The organism is Limnoraphis robusta BA-68 BA1, from assembly GCF_034932365.1.
GTDB lineage: Bacteria > Cyanobacteriota > Cyanobacteriia > Cyanobacteriales > Microcoleaceae > Capilliphycus > Capilliphycus robustus.
Map to the genome: position 1 here is coordinate 101,410 of NZ_JAYGHR010000064.1, position 22,345 is coordinate 123,754.

A 22,345-nucleotide genomic window follows, 5' to 3' on the forward strand; every position below is an offset into this window, starting at 1 on the left:
GGCTTTTGATGGGAATTGCTTCTCCACCTACCCCAAAAACCTCAAATCTAACCTAACCTGATTAACCCTTGGTTGCCAACTCTGAGAGCATTTTTCTCAAACTTTGTCGCCAATGGGGAGGATATGTTCCAAGTATTGCCGATATTTTTTGGGTATTGAGAACCGAATAAGCCGGACGACGTGCGGGAGTTGGATATTCCGCCGTAGAAATGGGGACAACTCGTTGAATTTTCAGAGGAAAACCCAGGTGTTTGGCTTCTTCAAAAATAGCAACGGCGAAATCATACCAACTGGTAACTCCACTATTTGTATAGTGATAAATTCCGGTGGTTTCTGAATTAATTTTCTCACTTAATTGAGCGATCGCTACGGCTAAATCCCCCGTCCAAGTTGGGCTTCCTACCTGATCACAAACCACTCGTAATTCTTCTCGTTCCGCCCCCAGTCGCAGCATGGTTTTCACGAAATTTCCTTTCCCTCCCACGCCATAAACCCAGGCGGTTCTAATAATAGCTGCATTTGCCTCTGTTTTCAAAATCGCCTGTTCTCCGGCTAATTTTGACTGACCATAGCCGCCTAAAGGCTGAGTTTGATCCGTTTCTAAATAGGGATGACTTTGGGTTCCATCAAAGACATAATCTGTGGAAACATGAATCAATGTCGCCCCGATTTGTTGGGCTTCTTTCGCCAAAATACCGGGAGCGGTGCCATTAATTGCAAGTGCCAATTCCCGTTCACTTTCGGCTTTATCTACGGCTGTATAGGCTGCTGCATTAATAATTAAATCGGGCTTATGATCAGCAACAATTTTAGCGATCGCCTCTGGGTTTGCTAAGTCTAAACTCTCTCGTCCAAAGCTTTTCACCTCTCCCAAGGGGGCGAGAAACGGTTGTAATTCCTGACCCAATTGGCCGTCTTTACCGATGAGTAATATTTGTCTCATTGAAAAACGTCCGCAGTTTTCAAGGTTGTACCGTCTTGATCTTTGGCTGAAAGCATTGGAGTGATCCCATCTATAGGCCAATTAATTCCTAAATCGGGGTCATTCCACAAAATTGAACGTTCGTGTTGCGGGGCATAATAATCTGTCGTTTTATACAGAACTTCCGCAATCTCTGAAACGACTAAAAATCCATGAGCAAAGCCGGGTGGAACCCAGAATTGTCGTTTATTTTCAGCCGAAATTATACAGCCCACCCATTGTCCAAATGTAGGAGAACTTTTGCGGATATCAACAGCAACATCATAGATTTCACCCTGAACAACCCGTAAAAGTTTACCTTGGGCTTGCTCGATTTGATAATGCAAGCCTCGCAAGACACCTTGACGGGATCGGGAGTGATTATCTTGAACAAATGCTGCTGTTACACCTGTCTTGTCTGCGAAAACTTTCTGATTGAAACTTTCAAAGAAAAATCCTCGTTCGTCTCCGAATACTTTCGGTTCTAGGATTAACACATCCGGGATTTCTGTGGGAATTACATTCATGCCCTATCTAAGCAGCGATTCGCCACTTTACATCTTAACAAAGAAATTATACTTTTCTGAAAATTTGACTAAATCTTTAATTTTTCCCCAATTAACGGGCTTATTCCGTCGCAATGCTGAGTTTGACTTCTCCCTGCAACCGTACAAATTGCTGTTGCTGTGGATCATAAACCCAAGCCGAAATCTTCGTTTCCCCTATGGGTAAGGACTCGGCGGAAAACATCACCTCCCAACGGGCTAAACCGTAGCGCTGAGAGTTGAGAAATTCGGCGATATCGGGACTTTCTCCTATGATATCAGCATTTGCAAAGAATGAATTTTGTTCACCGAAAGATAAAAAAACTAAACGGGGTTGTTGGGTTTTATCGGGTAAAATTGCCCATCCTCCTATACGAAGGATCTGATTAACTTTAAGCTTTAATGGTGTTGAAGGTTGATCAATATAGCCGTGAACTTGATTCGGTTGAGAAATAAACGGGATATTTTCAGCAAAGCTTCTCATCTGGATTTTATCTAATGATTCTACCCCATCTCGAATCCACCAGGTTGATTTACTCATCGGAAGTAAACATCTATCAGGTGAGATTTTAAAAAAGTCCGAATCTTCTAGATAATAAAAGAGGTTTAAACAGGTTTGACTACTTTGTTTGTTGGGAAGTTCTAATTTTGCCTGAGTCATAGCGGTTTGAGAACTAACTGCAATTAAACTCAATAGAATTCCCCCCAAAAAGCTATAGATTAAAATTCTATTTTCTCTGTTGAAATTCCCGATTTTTTTAGAATGAGTTATTAACAGTCTACACAGTTGAACAAGAGAAACAATTAATAATAAAGTATGCGTTGTATATCGAGTGGCTGTCAAGGGATAATTTCCCCCAAATTCCACTCGTCCCCAAGTCATCAACAGAGAAGTCAAGAGAGAAAATAAACCAATAGATAACCAAGGCGCAAATTGATTATAGGAATTTTTGGTGATAGGAAGTGTGATTAATGATTCCTCGATTTTATGACTCCCCTCGCCTAACCCCCCTTTTAAAGGGGGGCAGGGGGGATAGAGAGGAGTTGGGGGGCAGGTTAAGTTTAAGGAATAGGTTTTCAAACAATAGATCAATATGCCGATAAATAGAACAAAAATTATCGCTCCAATAAGAGTCGATAAAATTGGGATTTTTACAATAGGTGCGGCTAATAAATTTAGAAAAAACTGAATTGCTGTTAATAGATATTCAGTGAATGATAGGTTGATAATTCGGGGTTCTTGTTGATAACCTATGGCATAAATTCCACCAGATAAAATAAATCCTGTTAGCCAAATTAACAATTGCTTCTTTTTAGAGATTTGGGGTTCATCCTGTGATAATATTAGGGGAATAACGGCTAGCCAAGTGATTAAACCTTGAACCGAAGAAAAGCTAGCAACAAAGCAAAAAATAGCCGCTAAAATCAGTTTATTTTTAGAGTTTAAACATTTTAATGATAAAACGAGACAAGCCAGAATCAAACAAAAGTTAATCAAAAAAATAGGAAGTTGAAACCCCCAAAGCCATTCTTGATTTAAACTAAAAATTAAACAGCCGGTTAAAAGATTAGCTACATGAAATAAGTTGCGATCTTTGGGGGATGAAGTAATAGAAGCGAGAATATAAATAGCAATAAATGTGAGAACCGCTAACCCCAGACTGAAAAACATTTCGAGTTTAATATTCCAATCTGACAGGAAAGCTAAAGCGATAAAAATCAGGCGAGGAAAGAGAATTCGATGATTATTATGGAGTTCAAATAAATCCCTAAAATAAAGTTGGTTTGTCGCGACTTTTTCAAACAGTTTCGGTAAAACCCATTGATCATAGACAGGAATATTAACCCCAAACTGTGTAATATATCCAATAACAATAACAAAGGGTATAAAATAGAAAGCGAGAAGAATAAAATCAGTTTTAGAAAGTCTGAAAGATTGTTTTAACATCCATAGTTTTAGTCAGGTTTCAGGTGTCAGTAAACCGTTTTGTAGGGGCGGGTTCCGCATTGATGTCTGTCAGTCACTGATCACCTAGATAAACCCGCCTTCTCACTCTTTACTGCAAGTAAGGGCGGGTTTATCAAAGTTTTCGGTAAGAGATAAATCTTTGTCGAACCCGCCCCTACACTGTTAACTATTTACGAATTATCTCACATCCGTAACACTATTAAACTGTCCAGTGAGTCGGCTAAACAGCATTTGTAAAACCGTCCGTTTACCAATATTAACCTTGGAGTTTACGGCCATACCTGCTTGTAAAGCGACTTGAATATCTTCCTCTTTATTTAAAACAAAGTGTTCACGCTCTAACTTAACCTTAGCTTTAAACGAAAAATATTGACGCAGTTCATCGGGTGGAATCGCTTCTTGGCTAATCCATTTTAACTCACCCGGAACGGTACCAAATTCCCCAGCCGGAAACGCATCAATATTCAGTTCAACCGGAAGACAATCGCGATCATTCAAACCTATTTCTTGACGTGCTTCTTCAGACTCAGGACAGATACAGTCTTTCTCCGGTGTACATTCAATCACTTCTCCAGCGATTTCCTGATTATTGTAAGGAACCAGCTTTTCTCGCTTGTTTCGCAGCGCATTCAACACCAGAGCAACATCCGTATTTTGAACATAAACAACGGCTTCCAAACCCCCATCATCATCTAAAATTTGCAGTAATTTTTCGGTTTGTTGCGCTTCATAATAGGCTTCTTCGCAGCGTTTCGGTTGAGGATCTCCGGGCTGGAGAATAGAAGAAACAATATACTGACAAATCTCATCTTGATTGAGATCTAACTCCGAGTCATCTTTCGTCGAAGGTGCCAATTCATAAATAATCCCTGCGGCGGGCGCTCGGAGAATTTGAGTATCTCGCTGTTGTCCTGCTTTTTCAACTTGAGCATTAATTTCCGACAACCGCTTTTGGTTTTCTAGTTTATATCGACCGAGTTGAGCATCTGTGCTGGCGATCGCTTTTTTGTTTTCTTCAATACGAGTATAAAGTTCTCTGGCCCAAGCATCTCTTGTATTTTGCAATTGTTCTGCGGTTCGGGACATGGCAACCTGAAGGCGTTCCTGTTCTCCGATTTGATTTTGAATTTCAGCTTCAACCCGTGAAATTTCACCTTGACGAGCATTAACTTCTCCTCTGCGGGTATTAATTTCCCCTTGGCGCTGGTTAATTTCTCCGAGACGGGCTTCGATTTGATCTTGTTGTCGGAGGACTTCAGTTTCCCCTCTGAGAACTTCTTGCTGTTGACGATCTTTTTGGAGTTCTGCGATCGCACCTTCAGCAACTAACGGATCAAGTCTACCGAGAATCCGTTCATTAGAACCTAAAACTTCTTTTGATTTTTCCAGTTGTCCTTTAGCAAGTTCGAGCTGTTCTCGGGAAGAATTTAATTGTTCTTGAGAGTAAGTCAATTGATTTTCCGCAGAAGCCAACTGATCTTGTGCGAACCTCAACTGTTGACGAGCGGCTGATTCTGAATCTTCAGCTTGATTGAGTTGTTTTTGTAACTCTTGAATTTGCAGTTGCACGGTATTAATCCGAGACAAATATTCAGCCCGGTAGTTCGACACCAAACCCGCGAGGGCTGGATTGTAATTGCCGATTCCGCCTTGACCATTATAAAGTTCATCAAGCAGCGATTGCAGGGCTTGATTTTCCCCGATGCGAGCTTCTCGTTCTTTAATTAAAGTTTGTAATTCCGGCGAAGATTGTCCGTTGGCTTGACCTCCGACAACGCCTTGATAAAATTGATTTTCTTGCTCTAGGGTTTTTCTAACTTCTTCTAAAGACTTGAGATCAGCACTGGGATTTGTCGGACTAAAGGTGAGGAGGGGTTGATTTTTGACCACGCGATCGCCATTTTCCACGTGTAATCTCACGACTGCGCCTGTAGTTGGGGCTTGAATTTCCCGCGCCCCATCCGAAAATTCTAATTGTCCGACAGCCGGAACCGTTTGTTCAATTCGGGCGAAATAAGCCCAAACGATCGCAGAAGTGGAAACCAGCATGATCATCCACAAAAAGATATGAGACCAAAAAGCTGGTTTTTCTAAAATGACGGGTTGATCGGAAAGTGATATAGAAGACTTCATTGTTATCTCGCTTTTTATATGGTTCGTGGTTTGCTTTTGATTCAATTGATGATCAACTTCAAAACGGATACTAAGCCTCTGAACGGATTAACTTGACTGTTGGAATCACCAATCTCTGAGTTCTAACATCGAGTGAATCCGTTTTTTCTTGTAAGTATCTGTTTCACTTTACCCCTCACCGCTAACACTCCTACCCCAAGTTTTTATGGGTTCGGGGGAGATCGATCTAAAATCATTAATCCAGCTTTTCTCATTGAATACCCGACTATTGTTGTGATTCCTGTTGTTGGAATAGACAGTAGTAACGCCCTTTGAGTGCCATCAGTTCATCATGGCTACCCTGCTCTACAACGGAGCCTTGATCCATCATAATGATGCAATCGGCATTTCTGACGGTAGGCAAACGGTGAGTAATAAAAAAGACCGTTCGACCTTCAAAGGCTTCTTCTAAATTTTCGGAAACCAGGCGCTCAGACTGATAATCCAAGGCGCTGGTGGCTTCATCGAGAATCAGCAAGTGGGGATTTTGTAAGACGGTACGAGCGATCGCAATTCGTTGTCGTTGTCCACCGGACAGAGAGCCACCGCGTTCTCCTACGATAGTATTGTACCCATTGGGCAAGCCCATGATAAAATCGTGAGCCGCAGCAATTTTAGCAGCCCGAATAATTTCATCACTCCCCGCATCGGGGTTACTCAGGGCAATATTGTCTTGAACCGTACCATTAAACAGCAGGGTATCTTGTAGAACTACTCCAATTTGACGACGCAGCGAATACATCTCGACTTTGGTAATATCATAGCCGTCGATTTTAATCCGGCCAGACAGAGGCGGATAGAGGCGTTGTAGGAGTTTCATCAGGGTACTTTTACCCGAACCACTCAAGCCAACAATTCCCACAAATGATCCGGCTGCAAACTCTAAATTCACATTAGCCACTTGCAAAGGCCCACTTTCACCGAAGCGGAAGGACACTTCCTCAAAAGTCACAGCCCCATAAACTTCAGGCATGGGAATATTATTGCGATCGTCCGCATCAACTTCTGGAGGAGAGTCGAACACATCCCGCAAACGTTCAACGGACATTCCCACCTCTTGGAAACTTTGCCAAACGCTCACAAACCGCAACAGCGATCCGGTGACGTTTCCGGCGATAATTCGGAAAGCAATTAAAGCCCCGATCGTCAGTTTGTTGTCAATTACCAAATAAGCGCCCACCCACAACAGAGCTAGTCCAGAGAGTTTGTTGAGGAAGCCACTAATCGAACTCGAAGCGGTTTGAGTCAAGATGGTGTTGAAAGAAGCGCTCATAAACCGAGCATAGCGTCCTTGCCATTCCCAACGAGATTTCAGTTCAATATTTTGAGCTTTAACCGTTTGAATGCCATTTAGCACTTCTACGAGGTAGGATTGAGAGTCGGCGTAACGTTCGGCTTTTTTCCTGAGTAATCGCTGAATAATCGGAGAGTTAATAATAATAATCCCCGCAAACAGAGGCAAGGGAGCCAAAGCCACAACCGCCATCGGGATGCTCAGATAGAACATCATCGCCACGTAAACGACGGAAAACACCGCATCTAAAACCACCGTCAGAGCGGTTCCAGTTAGGAAACTGCGGATGTTCGCTAATTCTCCTATCCGACCGACCAAATCTCCAACCCGACGATTATCAAAATAGTTGAGGGGAAGCCGTAGTAAGTGATCAATCACCTCCGCCGAGAGTTTGACATCCAGGCGGTTTGTCGTATCGACAAATAAATACGTTCGTAGGGCGGAAAGCAAAGCTTCAAATAAAGCCACCCCCAACATCAAAACCCCCAAAATATTCAGGGCGTCAATATTTCGCTGTCCCAAGACCTTATCAATAATGATCATGGTCATCAGGGGGTTAACCAGCCCGAACAACTGCACAAAAAACGATGACAGCAGCACTTCCAGAAATACCGTGCGATGCTCCATCAACGCCGGCCAGAACCACCAGAAGCTAAACTGTTCTTTTTGTTCAGTTTTGGGGGCTTGCAGCAGTAACACTTGTCCGTCTTCGCCCCAAGTCTCGGCAAATTGCGCCGGACGCATCCGTTTGAGACCCCGTTCCGGTGTAGCGATGGTTAGTTCTCGCTCAGTGATGTTGTAGAGGATGGCAAAGCTGTCTTTCCACGACACCAGAGCAGGCGCTCTGAGGCGACTAATGGCTTTGGCTGGCACTTGAGCTAACTGGGCATTGAGGCCCATCATTTGAGCAACAGCACCACAGGCTTGTAGGCTAATAGAACCAACGGTGGTGAATTGATTTTCCAGAACCCGGCGCACGAGGTCTTTCCGAAAGTTGACCTTGTAATACTTGCTCAACATATTAAAGCAAGCCAAGGGGGCGTCAATTTGTCCTGAACCCCGTACAATTGGGAAACGTTGAGAAGCTTGAGCCAGTTCGAGTTCGGGATCGGGGGGAGTCAGGGGAGCAACAGGAACTTCCGACAAGTCCAGGGGTTTGTGAATTGTTGCGGTTTCCCCATTGGGTGCGGAGTTGGCTTCTTCGGGTTGAGAACTGAGGGTTGGACGAACTCCAATTAACCGCACTCCACCGGAGGCTCCTTCTATTTTCAGGGAGCCTTGCAGTCCCTCTAAAATCAGTCGATTTCCGGTGGTTAATTCACCCACAGACCCCTTACTAATCAGCCAAACCCGATCCGGGTCAAGCATCGAGGCTAAGTCCTGTACTCGCTTTTGACCGTTGAGCAGGTTAACAACAACGGCATCGGGCCAGACATCCAGACTCAATTCCTTGAGGTTTCCGCCTAAATTGGCTCGTCGTTGGACTTCCTGGCTTAATAGCTCAAACACTTCACTAATGCTGGCATGATCGCGGAAGGCTTCCCCAAAGTTGGGTTCTCGACTGATTAATTGCAGAAACTCTTCAGCAGGCAGGGTAATACAAATCATATCTGTCGAGGCGATCGCCGTTTCGCAAGGAATACTGCGAATTAAACCCGGCCAGCCGATGATTTCTCCTGCCCCCAACAGTCGCAAACTCATGTGGCGTTGCGTTCTCAGGTCATAACCCAATAACCGGGCTTGTCCCTGATAAATGATCGACACTTGGGTGGGCATTTTTTCCCGTTCAAAGATGGGTTGACCTGTGCGATAACCCAACAGTTGACATTTGGGCAGAATGGCTTTAAGAGCGGCTTCTGACAACCGATCAAAAGGGCTGGTTTCTGCTAAAAAGGCTTGAATCTGAGTCTGAGATACGGTAGTTGTGGTCATAATACAGAAGACACTGAGGTTTGAAGGGGTTCAAGCGAACCGACTGCCGTCAGTTGTTCGCGCATCCAGGTTTCAAACAGTTCATCAATTAGACGGCGACGCATAGACTCGTCTAATTGTGCCGGGATAAACTTTTCTAGGCGGATAATCACCATCCATTCTGCTAGAGGACGGGGCGCCCACAGTTGTCCCGGTTGACTGACCGATAGCAGTTTACTAATGGCCGGGTGCGGCTGAGACAATGGCACTGGCCCTAACAATCCTCCGGTGCGTGACTCTGGCCCTTCGGAGTATTCACGAGCGGCTTCTGCAAGGGATTGTTCTCCTTCTAGAATACGGAAGTACAGTTCGTGAGCGAGTCCTGAGTTTTTCGTCCGAATGAGCGAGTAAACCACATGATCGAGGCTGCTTTTTCGGCTAATAAAATAGTTGTCTACCTTGTGACTCCAAGTATTCTGCTTAAATTTTTCCAGTTTAACAGGACGTTCAGCGATCGCTTGTAGATCTTGTGTGGTGAGGTTTTGGCTTTTCAGCCATGCTTGTTGGGCTTCGGCTGAGGTGAGTTGATGTTGAGCGGCAAATTTTTCTAATGCCGTTTTTTGTTCTTCTTCACTACAGTCTATCCCCGCGATCGCGCCATCAATGATTACCTCTCTGAGAAATTGAGGCATAAGCTGATAACGCTTCAGCAGTAATGGTATTTCTTCGGCTTTGATAACGGTTTCTCCGACCTTATACACTCCTGTCATTGGACTCTCCAACGGACTTGCACTATGCCTTTCTAGCTGACTGTGGGACTGCCACTGCGACCCCTAATACCATAATCTTACTGTCCCGATAATAGCAGACACAACTAACCCTCAGCGAGGGATACACCCAGGTTATTGCTTTTCAGGAGAATTACCTAGCTTTATTGCTTAAGACTATTAAATTAGGTTGCCTCTTGTCTTAGACTACCCTAGAGTGGGTCTACTACTCACAGAAATCTGAGTTATTCTCTAAAATTAACTAGACAGGTTTGAGGCAGTGTTTTCAGGATGGGGGTTGAGTGCGTAGGAAATCTCAGAACTTTGTTGGGTGGCGTCCTTCTCATTTTAGTATGGGTTTCCAAAAAATACAAACTGATCAAGATTTTCTCTTTTTGTGTCTTAGTATCTTTGTGGTTTTTCTTCTTAATTTTTCCCGAGTCGGGCTGAAAATTGGGTTGAGGTTTAACGCTTAAATTCTAAGTTTTCGAGTCGTTATCGGTTGAGGTTTTGTAACATGACTTCTAGCTGACTAACATAGGCTTGACTATCTAAAAAGGGCGGATTTTTTTTCAGGGTATTCTGAATTTTCTGGCGGTACTGTTGGCGGAAGTTGGGCTGGGTTGCGACTGTTATACTGAGTTGAAGATAGGTTTCCTGAGTTTGGGTAATCAGTTCAGGAATTCCCAGTTCCTTTAACAAGGCAGCGTTTTGTCGGTGGCGAGGGGTTTGACCTTCGTAAACGATCGGTACAACGAGAGCGAGTAATGCTTCGACAATTGCTAGGGTTTCGTTACAGGGAAATAAGTCTAAATAAATATCGGCTAAACTCATATATTTTCTCAAGTCTGCCACTGAATTTAAGGGCTTGACCCTAACAAATCGTTTCCCATCTATTCCGGCTTGGCTGAGATCGGATTGGATGCGGTTGAAAACGGGGCTAATAATATTGTTTTGGGCTTCTTCTGAGGTTTGCGGAAGTAAGAGGATGATTGATTGTGGAACATTAACCAAGATTTGCATCAAAGTCTGTCTGAACTCTGGGGCGATCGCATTGAGTTTTCCACTCATGGCAAAAATTACGCTGTCTTCGGTTGCTCCCCAACTTTGACGTGTCGGCTCTACCGTCGCCTCGGGTAACGTTGAGGGATAATTCCAACATAATCCTGATCCCTTGAGGCTGATCACTTGCTCTCGGTACTGTTCTGGTTCGGCTGAGGCTTGGGTGAGTTCTCCGGTGAGAATATAGTCGATGTGGCGAATTCCCGTTGTCAGTCCCGAGGTTGCGGTGATTAGTTGTTGGCGGGCGAGTCGATGTAATGCCAGTTTAAAAGTTTTGTTGGTTTGGGCGGTGACATCAGACGCGATTAACAAGAAGTCGAGGCAGTCTTGGCGGATGCGGGAAACCGCTTCAGTTAAGGCTTCTGGCAGTTGAATCGGCTGATTTATTGAGTTTGGACACAGTTGACCCAAAATATCTTTTTCAATACTAAAAGTATACAGGATGAGCTTAAATTGTGTCAAGTCTATTTTTTTAAGAATAGGAATTATCGCAAAAGTATCGCTATTAAAGCCTATTTTTTCGATGAAAATTCCCAAACAAATTTTAGAATTATGGTACTTTTTCGGTGCTAAATCCTGTTCAATTCGATGACCTGTTTGTTTCAAGTAGATTTCGACGATATCCGCACGATAACTGCATAAGGCTTTTAAATTCTGGGGGTGAGGACACAGTTTCCAAACCTCTCCTTGAGAAACTTGACTATAAACTGAAGCGATATACAACCAAACGGGATTTGTGGTATCCGTCATCAGGTGATGATAAACATATTTTAGCAAATTTTGCATGAACTCAACGAACTGTTCAATTTCGCCAAATTCTGGACAAACTCGAACTCCCCCAAATAAAAATTCCAGAAAATCTTGAAAGATATATTTAGGAATTAAAGCATTTTGATATTGCAGGGGAAGTTGATAAGCTTTTTGATAAAGCATGGCGGCTAAAACGACTTGAATTCCTGTCACTTCTTGAAATCCTTGAGCGACTTGTTGAGTTAATCGTCGGACAAAGATTTGTTCGGAGTTTGTTTGTTCTTCTTCGAGTAAACCACAACTGATTAAAGCACGATGAGTTTGACCCCAATCTCCTTGATAGGCTTGTTTGAGTTGGTCTATGGATAAGGTTAACCATCGTTGGGCGAGAATTTGACGAATTTGACGCAGATAGGTGGAAATTGATTGATCAAGCGGATTTTTTTGAGAGTTTTCGATCAGGAGTTGGGTTAAGGAAAAATACTCTGGAGATTGAGTCAGGATTTTTTGGAAAATCTGAGATTTAAAATCAGGGCTTAGAAAGTTATAAACTGGATCAAATAGGATCTTTTGATAAAGTCTTTGATAATCTTTGAGGTTTTGACCTGTTGAAATATTTTTTTGCGTTTGCTGTTGGGCGTGAATTCTCAAACTCGAAAGGGTTTGATTGACAAAACCGACTTGATATTTTCCCATAATTCTCAACCACAAATCTACATCTAAAAGTTGATGAAGGTTGGGATCAAAACCGCCGATTGTTTCAAAAACCGCTTTGGGAATTAAAACGGTAGTGGGTTCACCAATTTTGTTGAGTTGTCCTTTCAAACAGTTAGGATCAGATAATAGCTCTTTCCCCCACTGAATGGGTTTGAGGTTTGACCATTTTTGATGGAGATCTTTACCTCCATTTAAAGCGGCTTGACAGGTTGGGTTTGATAGAGAATTAGCAGCAATGAACACTCGCCTTTCTGAAAAGACTAAACCCATTTCTGGATTTTTTTCAGCCAGATTAACCAGGGTTTCAATACATTGAGGTTCGAGTAAATCATCTTGAAATAAAAACTTGATATATTTTCCTTTTGCTTGGGAAATGGAGAAGTTCAAATTTTCCACTAAGCCATAGTTGACATGAGAGAGAATCAAAAACGGGAAAGCGGTTTTTTGTTTGAAGGCTTCAGCAATTTCTAGGGTTTTATCGGTTGAACCGTCATCAGAAATCAGGATTTCTAAATGAGGATAGGTTTGAGATAACGCACTATTCAAGGCTTCGGAAAGAAAGGCTTCTCCGTTGTAGGTCGGAATGATTAAACTAACGAGAGGAAATTCAGGGCGGCTTTGCAGGGTTGAGGGAGAAAAGGTTGAGTTAGCTTGAACTTTTGTTGGCGGTTTCGGTTGTTGAGTTTTGAGTTTTTGAGTCGCCATCAGGTTGAAAATATCAGAACTTCCGGTGAGATACGCCAAACGGGAATAGTCGAAGTTGTAATACTGTTTAATTAGGCGAGATTTTTCAGAATCTCCCAAGAGGTTAAAGAAAGTCTCTAAACTTAAATATCGATGGGGTGAACGTTCAACTTTTAAGGCTTGTCTAGCGATTAAAAAATCAGCTAAACGCGGTTCGAGTTGTTCACCGGATTCTAGACAGTCGGGAAATATTTTCAGTAAGTTTTCGTAAACGTCTTGACAGAAGTATCGTTTTAAGATTTGAGACAGTTCAAAGTTGTGACGAATAACGGTTTCGGGTTTGATTCCACTAATATTAGACGGATGAACTCGATAGTTTACTAAAGGTTCAGGTAAGATATAAAGTTCGTATTTCATGCAAAATCTTACCCAAAAGTCAAAGTCAGGAATTTGTCGGAAGCGAGAATCATATAAACCGACTTTTAAGTAACAGTCTTTGCGAATCAGGGAACTGGTTTGACAGAGACAGTTATCTTTCTTGAAAAAGCTGTTCAGCCATTGAAAGCGACTGCGGTTATGCTGAAAAAATACGGTATCTAGAAAGGAGTTTGACGGAGGTAATATTTCCCCTTGAGTGTTAATGAGCTGCGGATAACTCAAAACCGCCTGAAATTCCGGATGTTCATCTAAAAATCGAACTTGTTTTTCGAGCTTGTGCGAAACAAAGACATCATCAGAATGAAGAATGGCTATGAACTCGCCCTGGGATTGTTCAATACCATAATTAGTGGCTGCACTTTCGCCTTGATTTTGTTCCAAGCTAAACAGTCGAATTCGAGAATCCTTTTTGTCTAAAATTTTCTCAAGGGTCTGATCGGTAGAGGCATCATTGACAATGATCATCTCAAAATCTTGATAGGTTTGAGCAAGAACACTATCAAGTGCTTGAGAAATATAGGCGTCTTGATTATAAGTCGGGATAACAACAGAAACTCGTGGCATCATTAAGCGAGATAAAGTTTAAATAGAAATCACCGTTTAAAGTCAATCTTCGTGTCTTTGTGTCTTAGTGGTGAGTGTGTCCCCCCGTCAGGTACTCCTAGAACTTGTCAATCTGGAAAAAAGACATCAAGTTTATGATACAGTAAATAGAGTTCAGTTCAGTTTCAAGGATTTGATCGAACATTGCGCTGAGTCTGGCTGTTAAACGAATGAATACAAATGTAGCTAGCTCCCCAACTCGAGAAGAAGAACGTTTAGATCCGTTCTCTCAACCTTCTGATTTGCTCTGCTTGTTACCTGCCAATGCTCAAGTCATTGTTGAAGTCGGATATCAAACAGGAACAACCGCAAGTCAGTATCAACAAATTAACCCTCACTGTTCCTATCTCGAAATTGTATCAAATTTAGAAACGGTTGAAGTCGAGCAAAAATTTGAATATCTCCCCGTCGGAATAACATCAGGAACGGTTGATTGTTTGGTCTATGATAATAGTCTACCGTTTATGAAAAATCCGGCTAAAATTCTCCAGCATCAAACCCATTGGTTACACTCAGATGGAGAAGTAGTAGCTTGTATTCCGAACGTCCAGTATTGGCGGAAGATTGTGGGTTTGTTACAGGGAAAATGGGGAATAAGAGAGGATCAAACATTATCTCAACTCGAGCAATTACCCCAACAGGAATTTACTCTAGAAAAAATTCAACATTTGTTTCAATCTGCGGGACTGCAAATTTATGAAATCCAAACTCGGGGACAAAAAGATGAGGAATTTCAACAGTTTTTACAACTCATTCAACCGATCATTCAAGCCTTAAATTTAGACGTCAATCGTTTTGCAACTCAAACAGCCGCCCAACGCTATTTAATTCGAGCAACTCGTTCCTTGAAACCCCTCCGTCGCTTACTGATTCAAACGGTAATGATGGCGCCAACTGCTTGCGATCGCCTGCGTGTTTTAGAACCGGATCGTTTCACTCAAACTCAACCGGGAACTCGTGCGGTTTCTGGAGTAAAATCTTTTCCGACAGTCGCACCAATACCGGGAGAAGAAAAGGTGATAATATGGCAGAGAGCAATTATGTCTTATCAAGATTATCTGCCTAAATTAAGACAGTTACTGCAAGAAGGTTATCTGATTATTGCTGAAATTGATGATAATCCCCTGCGACGACGAGAATATGCAGAAAATCGTTATTTAAGTTATCGAGGATGTCATGCTGTACAAACCTCAACGGAAGCTTTAGCAGTTTTTTTACGACAACTTAATCCTCATGTTGCTGTCTTTCAAAATCAACTGGCTTATTTACCCCCTCCGCGAATTGATCAAGGGGAAACTGTGACGTTATTTTTTGGGGCGTTAAACCGCGAAAAAGACTGGAAACCGATTATTCAGGCGTTAAACCGAGTTTTAGCGAAACATCAAAATAAAGTCCGAGTTAAGGTGATTCATGATCGCTTGTTTTTTGACTCCCTAGAAACGCCTCACAAAGAATTTGAAGCCTTTTGCAGTTATGAACGGTATCAAAATATTCTGCATACTTGTGATGTTGGATTATTACCCTTGGCTGCTACACCCGTCAATTTAATGAAATCTGATTTAAAATTTCTAGAATGTGCAGGTCATGGGGTTGCGGTTTTAGCCAGTCCAACGGTTTATGAAAAATCGATTATCCAGGGAAAAACGGGATTAATTTATCGTACAATTAAACAGTTTGAAACGCAACTCGATGAATTAATTGTTAATCCGACAGTCCGACAACAACTCGCCGCGAATGCCTATGAATGGGTGAGAAATCATCGCCTCCTTTGTCAACATTATCCCAAACGACGAAGTTGGTATTTGCAAATGCGCGATCGCTTACCGGAGTTAAATCAACAGTTACGCCAGCGTGTACCAGAATTGTTTGTAGAATAAATCAATAAATGGTAGCAAAACAATGCGAATTTTATTTACTCTTCCCCATTTTTATAAAGCCACTGACGAAGGAAAACACGCTTCCCTCAATAAAGATCCTCGTCCCCGGATGATGGCATTAGGTATGGCATTAACAGCGTTGCGGGGGTTGTATAGCCAGTCTCAATGCACAATTGATATTGCTAAATGTGTTACCCTTCCGGCTAACGAAACCAACAGAAACGAGATTGATATTGTGATTTGTACCACCCAAAACGCTCATTTATTAGCCCATCTTCCGTTTCCTGCGGGAAGTTACAAACATCATCAAACTAAAGCTGAACCGATGTTGTTGGGGTTTGAATGTCAAGCGGTTTTACGAGAGGGTTTGGGTAAGTACGATTATTATTGCTATTTAGAAGATGATTTAATATTACATGATCCTTGGTTATTTGTCAAGTTAGGTTGGTTCACTCATCATGCAGGAAATGGATGTTTATTGCAATTAAACCGCTATGAAATTTCTCCGAATGGTAAAGTCGCCAAAGCTTATGTGGATGGCGATCTTTTACCTCATCTAACGGCTAAGTTTCAAAATGTACAGGAAAAACCGCAATTTGTGGGAAAAGTCATGGAACAGTCAGTGAAGTTTCAACGGGCTTTAAACCCCCATTCAGGCTGTTATTTTTTAAATGCTGAACAGATGGAATATTGGGTGAAACAACCCTATTTTTTAGACCGAGATTGTAGCTTTGTGGGGCCGTTAGAAAGCGCGGCAACATTAGGAATTATGAAAACCTTTAAAATCTATAAAGCGGCTCCCAGTCATGCTAATTTTATGGAAATTCAACATTTTGGCTCAAGTTTTTTGAATTTAATTGGTAAACAAGTTAAATTTCAAAATCCTGAAACTAGCGATTAAAATCCCTGTCTGAAAGTCAGTTTGCCATTGTAGTCAGTAAAGGCAAAAGGCAAGAGGCAAGAGGCAAAAGGCAAGAGGCAAAAGGCAAAAGGCAAGAGGCAAAAGGCAAAAGGCAAGAGGCAAAAGGCAAGAGGTAATCGCAGCGTTCATGCAAAATTTGGGAGGAATTTAAAGTGCTACTCTACCAATCGGATTTGGTATCCCAACTCAAAAAACAATAGGATGAGCAATGCCCATCCTACTTAATTTTATTGAGAATTCCAGAGAACGCGCCTCATACGTTTAGATAAAGGTAACGTCAGTCCGAGACAAGTCAGGGCCACGTCCATCGACTAAACTAAAGCGAGCGACAGTCGTAGCAGCATCAGGACCTGAACCATCTGGATCGTACTGTAAGATACCGCCTTGGCGTTGGTAAACGAGAACTCCTGTATTGATCTCTGCCCGTACAACACCAGTGACGGTACTGGTTCCAGAGGCTAGGTAAGTTTGAGTAGGACTCAGTTCAATTAACTCATCGTCGTTCGGGCGTCCAGTGGAAGCAAAGTTGAAGCCACCATTGCTAGTTGCACCCTGACGAGTAAAGACTAACTTATCAACCCCAACCGTGAAGTCCCCAATCAAGTCACCTATCGTGCTTGTTGCTCCGGTACTTTGGAAGACTTCAGCTTTAAACTGATAGAAGAAGGAATCGCTTCCCTCTCCACCGACTAACGTATCTCCAAAAGAAGGTCCACCTGCAACAGGGTCGGAGTTGAAGCTACCTTGGAGGGTATCATCTCCATCTTGACCAACGAGAGAGTCATCGCCCTGGCCACCGAAGAGGAAGTCATTTCCACCCCCGGCGAGGATGGTGTCATCTCCTTTACCGATAAATGCCAATGCGCCCTGGTTATCACTGGTAATACCTACAATCGTACCACCCCGCAGGACATCATCACCCGCACCCCCTACGATACTGTCATCCCCTATACTACCGTTAATCACGTTGTCGCCCAAGGTGTCAAACAGAACAAAAACTTCACCTTCTGGGGCTTGATCATTTTCAAATTGATAATTGGCAGTAATGCTGTCGTTTCCTTCCAGGTTTGCGGAGTCTGTGAGTAAGACATCACTGGTGGAATTGAGGGTAATAGTGTCGTCTCCGGAACCGCCCGCAAAGATGTTGATTAAACCGGTTGCGGTTTCAGCTTGAGACGCGCCACTCAGGATGTCATTACCTGCACCGCCAAACAGACTGACTTCGAGTGAAGTGGTTGCAGTTCTGACGAAGCCACTCCCATCGAGGGTATCATTACCGTCTCCGCCATCCATCAGAGTGAACAAGCCTCTGAGGAGGTCATCACCGCCACCCCCAAGCATGAAATCGCTCTCAAAAGCGGCTGTCAGGGTGTCAGCGCCTTCACCGCCATCGAGGGTACTTTCTCCAGCAAAACCCGGTAAACTGCTGAATACACCTTGAGCGGTGAGGACATCTGAGGTCATTGTCATCAGACTGTCATCCCCATCGCCCCCAAAGATGGAATCCTGGACAGCGAAACTTTGGATCGTGTCGCTACCCGCACCACCGTTAAACAGGTTACTACCTTCGCCAAAAAAGCCAATACCGCCTCTGAGGAGGTCGTCACCATCGCCCCCTTCAAGGGTTGTCCGGCTGATACCGACAGTAGAGGCTGCTGCGGTTGTTCCCCCGATCGCAGTCCGTTGTTCGATGCGGTTTTGGACAACGACAATATCATCACCCAAATCACCGCCGAGGAAACTGCTGCTACCGACCCCAACAATGGAGTCGTCATCTTGACCCCCGTAAAGGCTTTCGGAGTCACCTGTACCTACGATGGTGTCATTACCAAGGTTTCCTGCAACGAAGTTACGACCTTGGTTAACGCCTGCAATTTGAGAGCCGATGGAAATGCCGATGTTACTGCCACCACCAGTGGTCGAGAACCCGATCAGGTCGTTGTCTTTACCGCCATAGATGGAGTCACCGCCCTGGACACCCCCTAAGATGGTGTCATTCCCCTCGTTTCCGAACTGCAAGTTGTTGACCGACAGGGCGATCATAAAGTCTCGGTCAGCGCCCCCGTACAGGGTAGCTGTTGAAGTAGCGGTTAGGGTATCGCGACCGTCATCGCCAATTGCTGTGGAGACGTTTTCGACAATCAGAGAGTCATTACCTTGACCCCCGAAAAGTGTATCGTTAGGGCCTCTACTGGTGAGAATATCGTTGTCTTGGCCGCCCTCGATTTGACTGCCGCCCAAAGTGGCTGAGAGAATCGTATCATTGCCGATTCCCCCCAAAACAGTATCCGGTTTCACCGCCACTATCGAATTTTGATCCCAAAAATTAGGACCCGAGCCGAGTATTTCGTCAAGTCTTGTCGGATTACCGATTGGTTGTGATGTCATTGATTTTTCACTCCTCCGCAATCATGTCAATAAAACCATTGGGACTACAGACACTGCCTGAGACACCATACTTTGTTCGGCAGTAGTTTAACCTTTCCGCCCTCAGCAAGTCTAGTGCCTGACAACCAGTTCTGTCTACTGGCTGTCGGTGACTGTTTATACGGCAGTAGTTTACCTTAAATGTTTTCAAACTTGACCTTCCTCTAAGTGTCTGCTAATCACTTCTCTATAAAGTTATGTCGAGTACCCAACCGTTCTAGACGCAGTGGGTTTGCGAATGGTTCCAGTTGATCCTCTGTCATCCCCTCACATTACCCCTGGACGCTTAGACCATCGTAAGACGAATGAACACAGGGATGCTATGCACTCAATTTCCAAGCCTGGGAACGCTTAAGGAACGATTTGCCACGTCCTGAATCAGTTTTAACTGTTGGGGTAACAGTTTCGCTAAATCATAGCGTTCTAAAGCCGTTTGGCGTGCTTTGAGACGGATTTCAGCCATGTGGTCTGGGTGATCGAGGACTTCACAGACCCGATCGGCGATCTGTTTGGGGGAGAAAAAGTCTACTAATAAACCGTTTTCGCCATCGCGAATCACTTCCTTGACAGGCTGCGTATCCGAACCCACCACTAAACACCCCGTAGACATCGACTCAATCATTGACCAGGACAGCACAAAGGGTCGCGTTAGGTAGATATGGACGTCAGATGCTTGAATCACTTTTAAATATTGACCGTAAGGCAATGGCCCGACAAAATGAATTCGCGATAAATCCAAGGGAATTCTCTTGAGCATATGCTCTTTGTAACTGACCCCATCGGGTAAGGATTTGCCATAACAAACCCGTTCCGAACCCACCACCACCACATGACAGTTAGGCCGACGCTCCTGGATATACGCCACTGCTTCAATAAATTCCGGAAAACCTCGATAGGGTTCCATTCCTCGGGCGACATAAGTCACCAGTTCCTCTACACCCGATAAATCGCAGTTGGGAAGAACCAGTTTTGCTCCCGGATCGGGTTTAAAGTAGCTGGTATCGACGCCATCATGGAGAACGGAGATTTTGCTTTGCAGTTCCGGGGGAAATTGCGATCGCTGCCAATAGGTGGGAGACAGTCCCCAGTCGCAGGTGTATAAATCGACCAGGATCGGAGTATTCTTAATCCGAATTCGGGCCATATCATCAACAGTTAGGGGATCGGCGGGGTCAAAATCTGCATCCGATCCTTTACTGTGATAGAACCATTCAAAATAACACAGTAGGGGAACATCGGGAAAGGCTTCTTTGACAAACAGCGTTGGCCCCCAACCGGAATGACCACAGATGACGTCGGGGACAAACCCTTGGGCTTTCAGTTGTTCGGCCATTCTAAATACACCCTGTCCATGCAACACGGCACTTTCTAGGGCGCGGACATACTGATGGGTTTGGGGACTGGCATCGCGAGAGGGTTTAAATAGGGCTTTGCGAACTCCGGGAATGTTCCACTCGGGACGCTCATTTTTCGTCCCAAACACAACTTGATTTTTCGGATCAGCTCCTAATGCGGTGATAATATGACGATATTGAGCAGGAAAGTTCGGATGCAAAAATAAGGCTCGCATGATTCATGTAAAATGGGTTTTTAGGATTAATACAAACTTCAACACATCACAGAGAAATTCATTAAAATTCGGCGGGCGCTCGACACACCCAAACACAATCTCTCGGAACGGATTGAGTATCTTTTAATAGAATCTCATAGTTGAGATGGGTGAGAAATTTTTCCATTATTGAGTCGGTCATCACTGAAAATGCCGTTCCATGTCGGCGCCCCAATAAGTTCTTATCCCAATCACTTAGAAATTTCTTCCATCCCAATTCACTTAAAACATTTGTATGGTGAAAAAGACAGAGGCGATCGCCTCGCATCAGCCGAGGAATTTGGGTGAGATAGTTAAAGATATCTCGCGGTTCTATATGCACCATCGTATCGTAGCAGAAACAGACATCAATTGAACCTGAGTCAACACCTTCTAAGCTTAAACCATCCAGTTTGACATAGCTGACTCGTTCTTCCCCTAAGCGATCGCGGGTTGCTTGCAACATTCCTTCGGAGATATCGGCACAAACTAAGCTTTGACAATATTTGAACAGTAATGCGGCGGTTTTTCCGCCCCCAATTCCTATTTCTAAAACGGTTTGATGGGGTTTAATATAAGGCCTAATAAACTGGTTTTCAATTAACGCCTCATATTCGGCTAAAGTTTGAGCGGCACCTGCGGCTAACCCGATCCATTCATCGCCGGGATAAATATATTCAGAGTCGGTACTCTGCCAATTTTTAACATAGTCATCCCAAGCCCCTTCATAATCAATTTTTAACTCGTTCATCATCGGTTTGTTGATTTGGGTAGTAGACAAAAATAAGGGAGAAGAATTCATTTCTGTCGTCGCTTCTCTCAAGAAGTTTTCGGATTCAGATTTTGGCGTTGATTCTTCGACTTTCCATTCAAAGGCTGCACCGATTAATTCTACCAGTTTTTGATTATGCGGTTGAAAGTATTTTGAGAGTTTATCTCGGACTTTTTGCGGGGCGGATGGATACTCTCCGACATTATATTTTTTGTAATTCAGCAGTTGAAAACGGGGTAAATCGAGAAAATCAAACACTTGATTGAGGATCTCTGGAGATTGGCTCGAAAAGTCTTCACTTTTGAGGATTAAAAACTGTTCTCGCGGAAAAAATTTCATCCAGTTTTGCAGTTGTTCGATATAAATTCCTCGGGAAAGATAGGAATAATGTTGATGGTTATAACTATAATAATTTTCATCGGCTAGGATTTTTTCGGTTTCTCCCAGAAGACGATTATGTTCTTGGCTAATGGCTTCTTCTAAGGATAACATTTCATAGCCTAAGTTCACTTCCCAATAGTAATGAGAAATCGCTCGATCTACAGGGTTTCTCAGTAAGACTATAAATTTCATGTGTGGAAAGTGATGATAAACCCGTTGAGGAACACCAGGATGAAACAGATAATAAGGGGTTCCTTCCCCGGTTAGCAACAGTTTTCCATCGGCTGTTGAGGGAAATTGAGATCGATACCAGTCTATTCCCTTGTGATAGTGTAAGGTAAAAAAATGAACTTCTTTTTGGGTTGCAGGTAAAATCTGAGGATGCTGACACAGATGGTTATACAGGGAGTTTGTTCCGCCTTTTTGTGTTCCTAAAATGATAAAATGAGGCGGTTCAATGCGTTCAGATGGATTGATATTTTGGGGGTTCAAGTTTTTCTCCTGA

12 protein-coding genes are annotated in these 22,345 nt (G+C 43.4%); 2 read left to right on the top strand and 10 right to left on the bottom strand.

What is annotated here, in order from left to right:
- Window positions 1-61 precede the first annotated feature (61 nt).
- From rfbD to VB836_RS16345, 7 genes are all read right to left on the bottom strand, one after another.
- The gene (rfbD, locus tag VB836_RS16315; RefSeq protein ID WP_323220707.1) at window positions 62-943 is read right to left on the bottom strand and encodes a dTDP-4-dehydrorhamnose reductase; all 882 of its coding nucleotides are present in this window, start codon (window positions 941-943) and stop codon (window positions 62-64) included.
- The gene (gene rfbC / locus VB836_RS16320) at window positions 940-1,488 is read right to left on the bottom strand and encodes a dTDP-4-dehydrorhamnose 3,5-epimerase (RefSeq protein ID WP_323220709.1); all 549 of its coding nucleotides are present in this window, start codon (window positions 1,486-1,488) and stop codon (window positions 940-942) included. Before rfbC ends, rfbD begins: the two co-directional genes overlap by 4 nt.
- Window positions 1,489-1,588: 100 nt before the next feature.
- Complete coding sequence (locus VB836_RS16325) at window positions 1,589-3,454, bottom strand: hypothetical protein (RefSeq protein WP_323220711.1); 1,866 nt, start codon at window positions 3,452-3,454, stop codon at window positions 1,589-1,591.
- Between the two features lie 198 nt (window positions 3,455-3,652).
- Window positions 3,653-5,608 carry a chromosome partitioning protein ParA gene (locus tag VB836_RS16330; RefSeq protein ID WP_323220713.1) on the bottom strand — a complete coding sequence of 652 codons (1,956 nt, stop codon included), beginning with the start codon at window positions 5,606-5,608 and terminating at the stop codon, window positions 3,653-3,655.
- Between the two features lie 265 nt (window positions 5,609-5,873).
- Window positions 5,874-8,873 carry a peptidase domain-containing ABC transporter gene (locus tag VB836_RS16335; protein WP_323220715.1) on the bottom strand — a complete coding sequence of 1,000 codons (3,000 nt, stop codon included), beginning with the start codon at window positions 8,871-8,873 and terminating at the stop codon, window positions 5,874-5,876.
- The gene (locus VB836_RS16340) at window positions 8,870-9,622 is read right to left on the bottom strand and encodes a peptidylprolyl isomerase (protein ID WP_323220717.1); all 753 of its coding nucleotides are present in this window, start codon (window positions 9,620-9,622) and stop codon (window positions 8,870-8,872) included. Before VB836_RS16340 ends, VB836_RS16335 begins: the two co-directional genes overlap by 4 nt.
- A 492-nt stretch (window positions 9,623-10,114) precedes the next feature.
- The gene (locus VB836_RS16345) at window positions 10,115-13,837 is read right to left on the bottom strand and encodes a glycosyltransferase (RefSeq protein ID WP_323220718.1); all 3,723 of its coding nucleotides are present in this window, start codon (window positions 13,835-13,837) and stop codon (window positions 10,115-10,117) included.
- Between the two features lie 206 nt (window positions 13,838-14,043).
- On the opposite strand from VB836_RS16345, the gene VB836_RS16350 reads away from it, so the two are divergent.
- Entirely contained in the window at window positions 14,044-15,750 is a 1,707-nt protein-coding gene (locus VB836_RS16350; protein ID WP_323220720.1) for a glycosyltransferase family protein, read from the top strand.
- A gap of 22 nt (window positions 15,751-15,772) precedes the next feature.
- A complete protein-coding gene (locus VB836_RS16355; RefSeq protein WP_323220722.1) occupies window positions 15,773-16,651 on the top strand; it encodes a calcium-binding protein in 879 nt (292 codons plus the stop codon).
- 282 nt (window positions 16,652-16,933) lie between these two features.
- On the opposite strand, the gene VB836_RS16360 is transcribed toward VB836_RS16355, so the two are convergent.
- From VB836_RS16360 to VB836_RS16370, 3 genes are all read right to left on the bottom strand, one after another.
- Complete coding sequence (locus VB836_RS16360) at window positions 16,934-19,060, bottom strand: beta strand repeat-containing protein (RefSeq protein WP_323220724.1); 2,127 nt, start codon at window positions 19,058-19,060, stop codon at window positions 16,934-16,936.
- A gap of 367 nt (window positions 19,061-19,427) precedes the next feature.
- On the bottom strand, window positions 19,428-20,669 hold the full coding sequence (locus VB836_RS16365) for a glycosyltransferase family 4 protein (protein ID WP_323220726.1): 1,242 nt from the start codon (window positions 20,667-20,669) through the stop codon (window positions 19,428-19,430).
- Between the two features lie 61 nt (window positions 20,670-20,730).
- Window positions 20,731-22,332 carry a sulfotransferase domain-containing protein gene (locus VB836_RS16370; RefSeq protein ID WP_323220728.1) on the bottom strand — a complete coding sequence of 534 codons (1,602 nt, stop codon included), beginning with the start codon at window positions 22,330-22,332 and terminating at the stop codon, window positions 20,731-20,733.
- Between the last annotated feature and the right edge of the window lie 13 nt (window positions 22,333-22,345).

Coding starts and splice junctions, on each gene's coding strand:
- rfbD (WP_323220707.1), bottom strand. CDS start 943: ATGAGACAAATATTACTCATCGGTAAAGACGGCCAATTGGGTCAGGAA.
- rfbC (WP_323220709.1), bottom strand. CDS start 1,488: ATGAATGTAATTCCCACAGAAATCCCGGATGTGTTAATCCTAGAACCG.
- VB836_RS16325 (WP_323220711.1), bottom strand. CDS start 3,454: ATGTTAAAACAATCTTTCAGACTTTCTAAAACTGATTTTATTCTTCTC.
- VB836_RS16330 (WP_323220713.1), bottom strand. CDS start 5,608: ATGAAGTCTTCTATATCACTTTCCGATCAACCCGTCATTTTAGAAAAA.
- VB836_RS16335 (WP_323220715.1), bottom strand. CDS start 8,873: ATGACCACAACTACCGTATCTCAGACTCAGATTCAAGCCTTTTTAGCA.
- VB836_RS16340 (WP_323220717.1), bottom strand. CDS start 9,622: ATGACAGGAGTGTATAAGGTCGGAGAAACCGTTATCAAAGCCGAAGAA.
- VB836_RS16345 (WP_323220718.1), bottom strand. CDS start 13,837: ATGATGCCACGAGTTTCTGTTGTTATCCCGACTTATAATCAAGACGCC.
- VB836_RS16350 (WP_323220720.1), top strand. CDS start 14,044: ATGAATACAAATGTAGCTAGCTCCCCAACTCGAGAAGAAGAACGTTTA.
- VB836_RS16355 (WP_323220722.1), top strand. CDS start 15,773: ATGCGAATTTTATTTACTCTTCCCCATTTTTATAAAGCCACTGACGAA.
- VB836_RS16360 (WP_323220724.1), bottom strand. CDS start 19,060: ATGACATCACAACCAATCGGTAATCCGACAAGACTTGACGAAATACTC.
- VB836_RS16365 (WP_323220726.1), bottom strand. CDS start 20,669: ATGCGAGCCTTATTTTTGCATCCGAACTTTCCTGCTCAATATCGTCAT.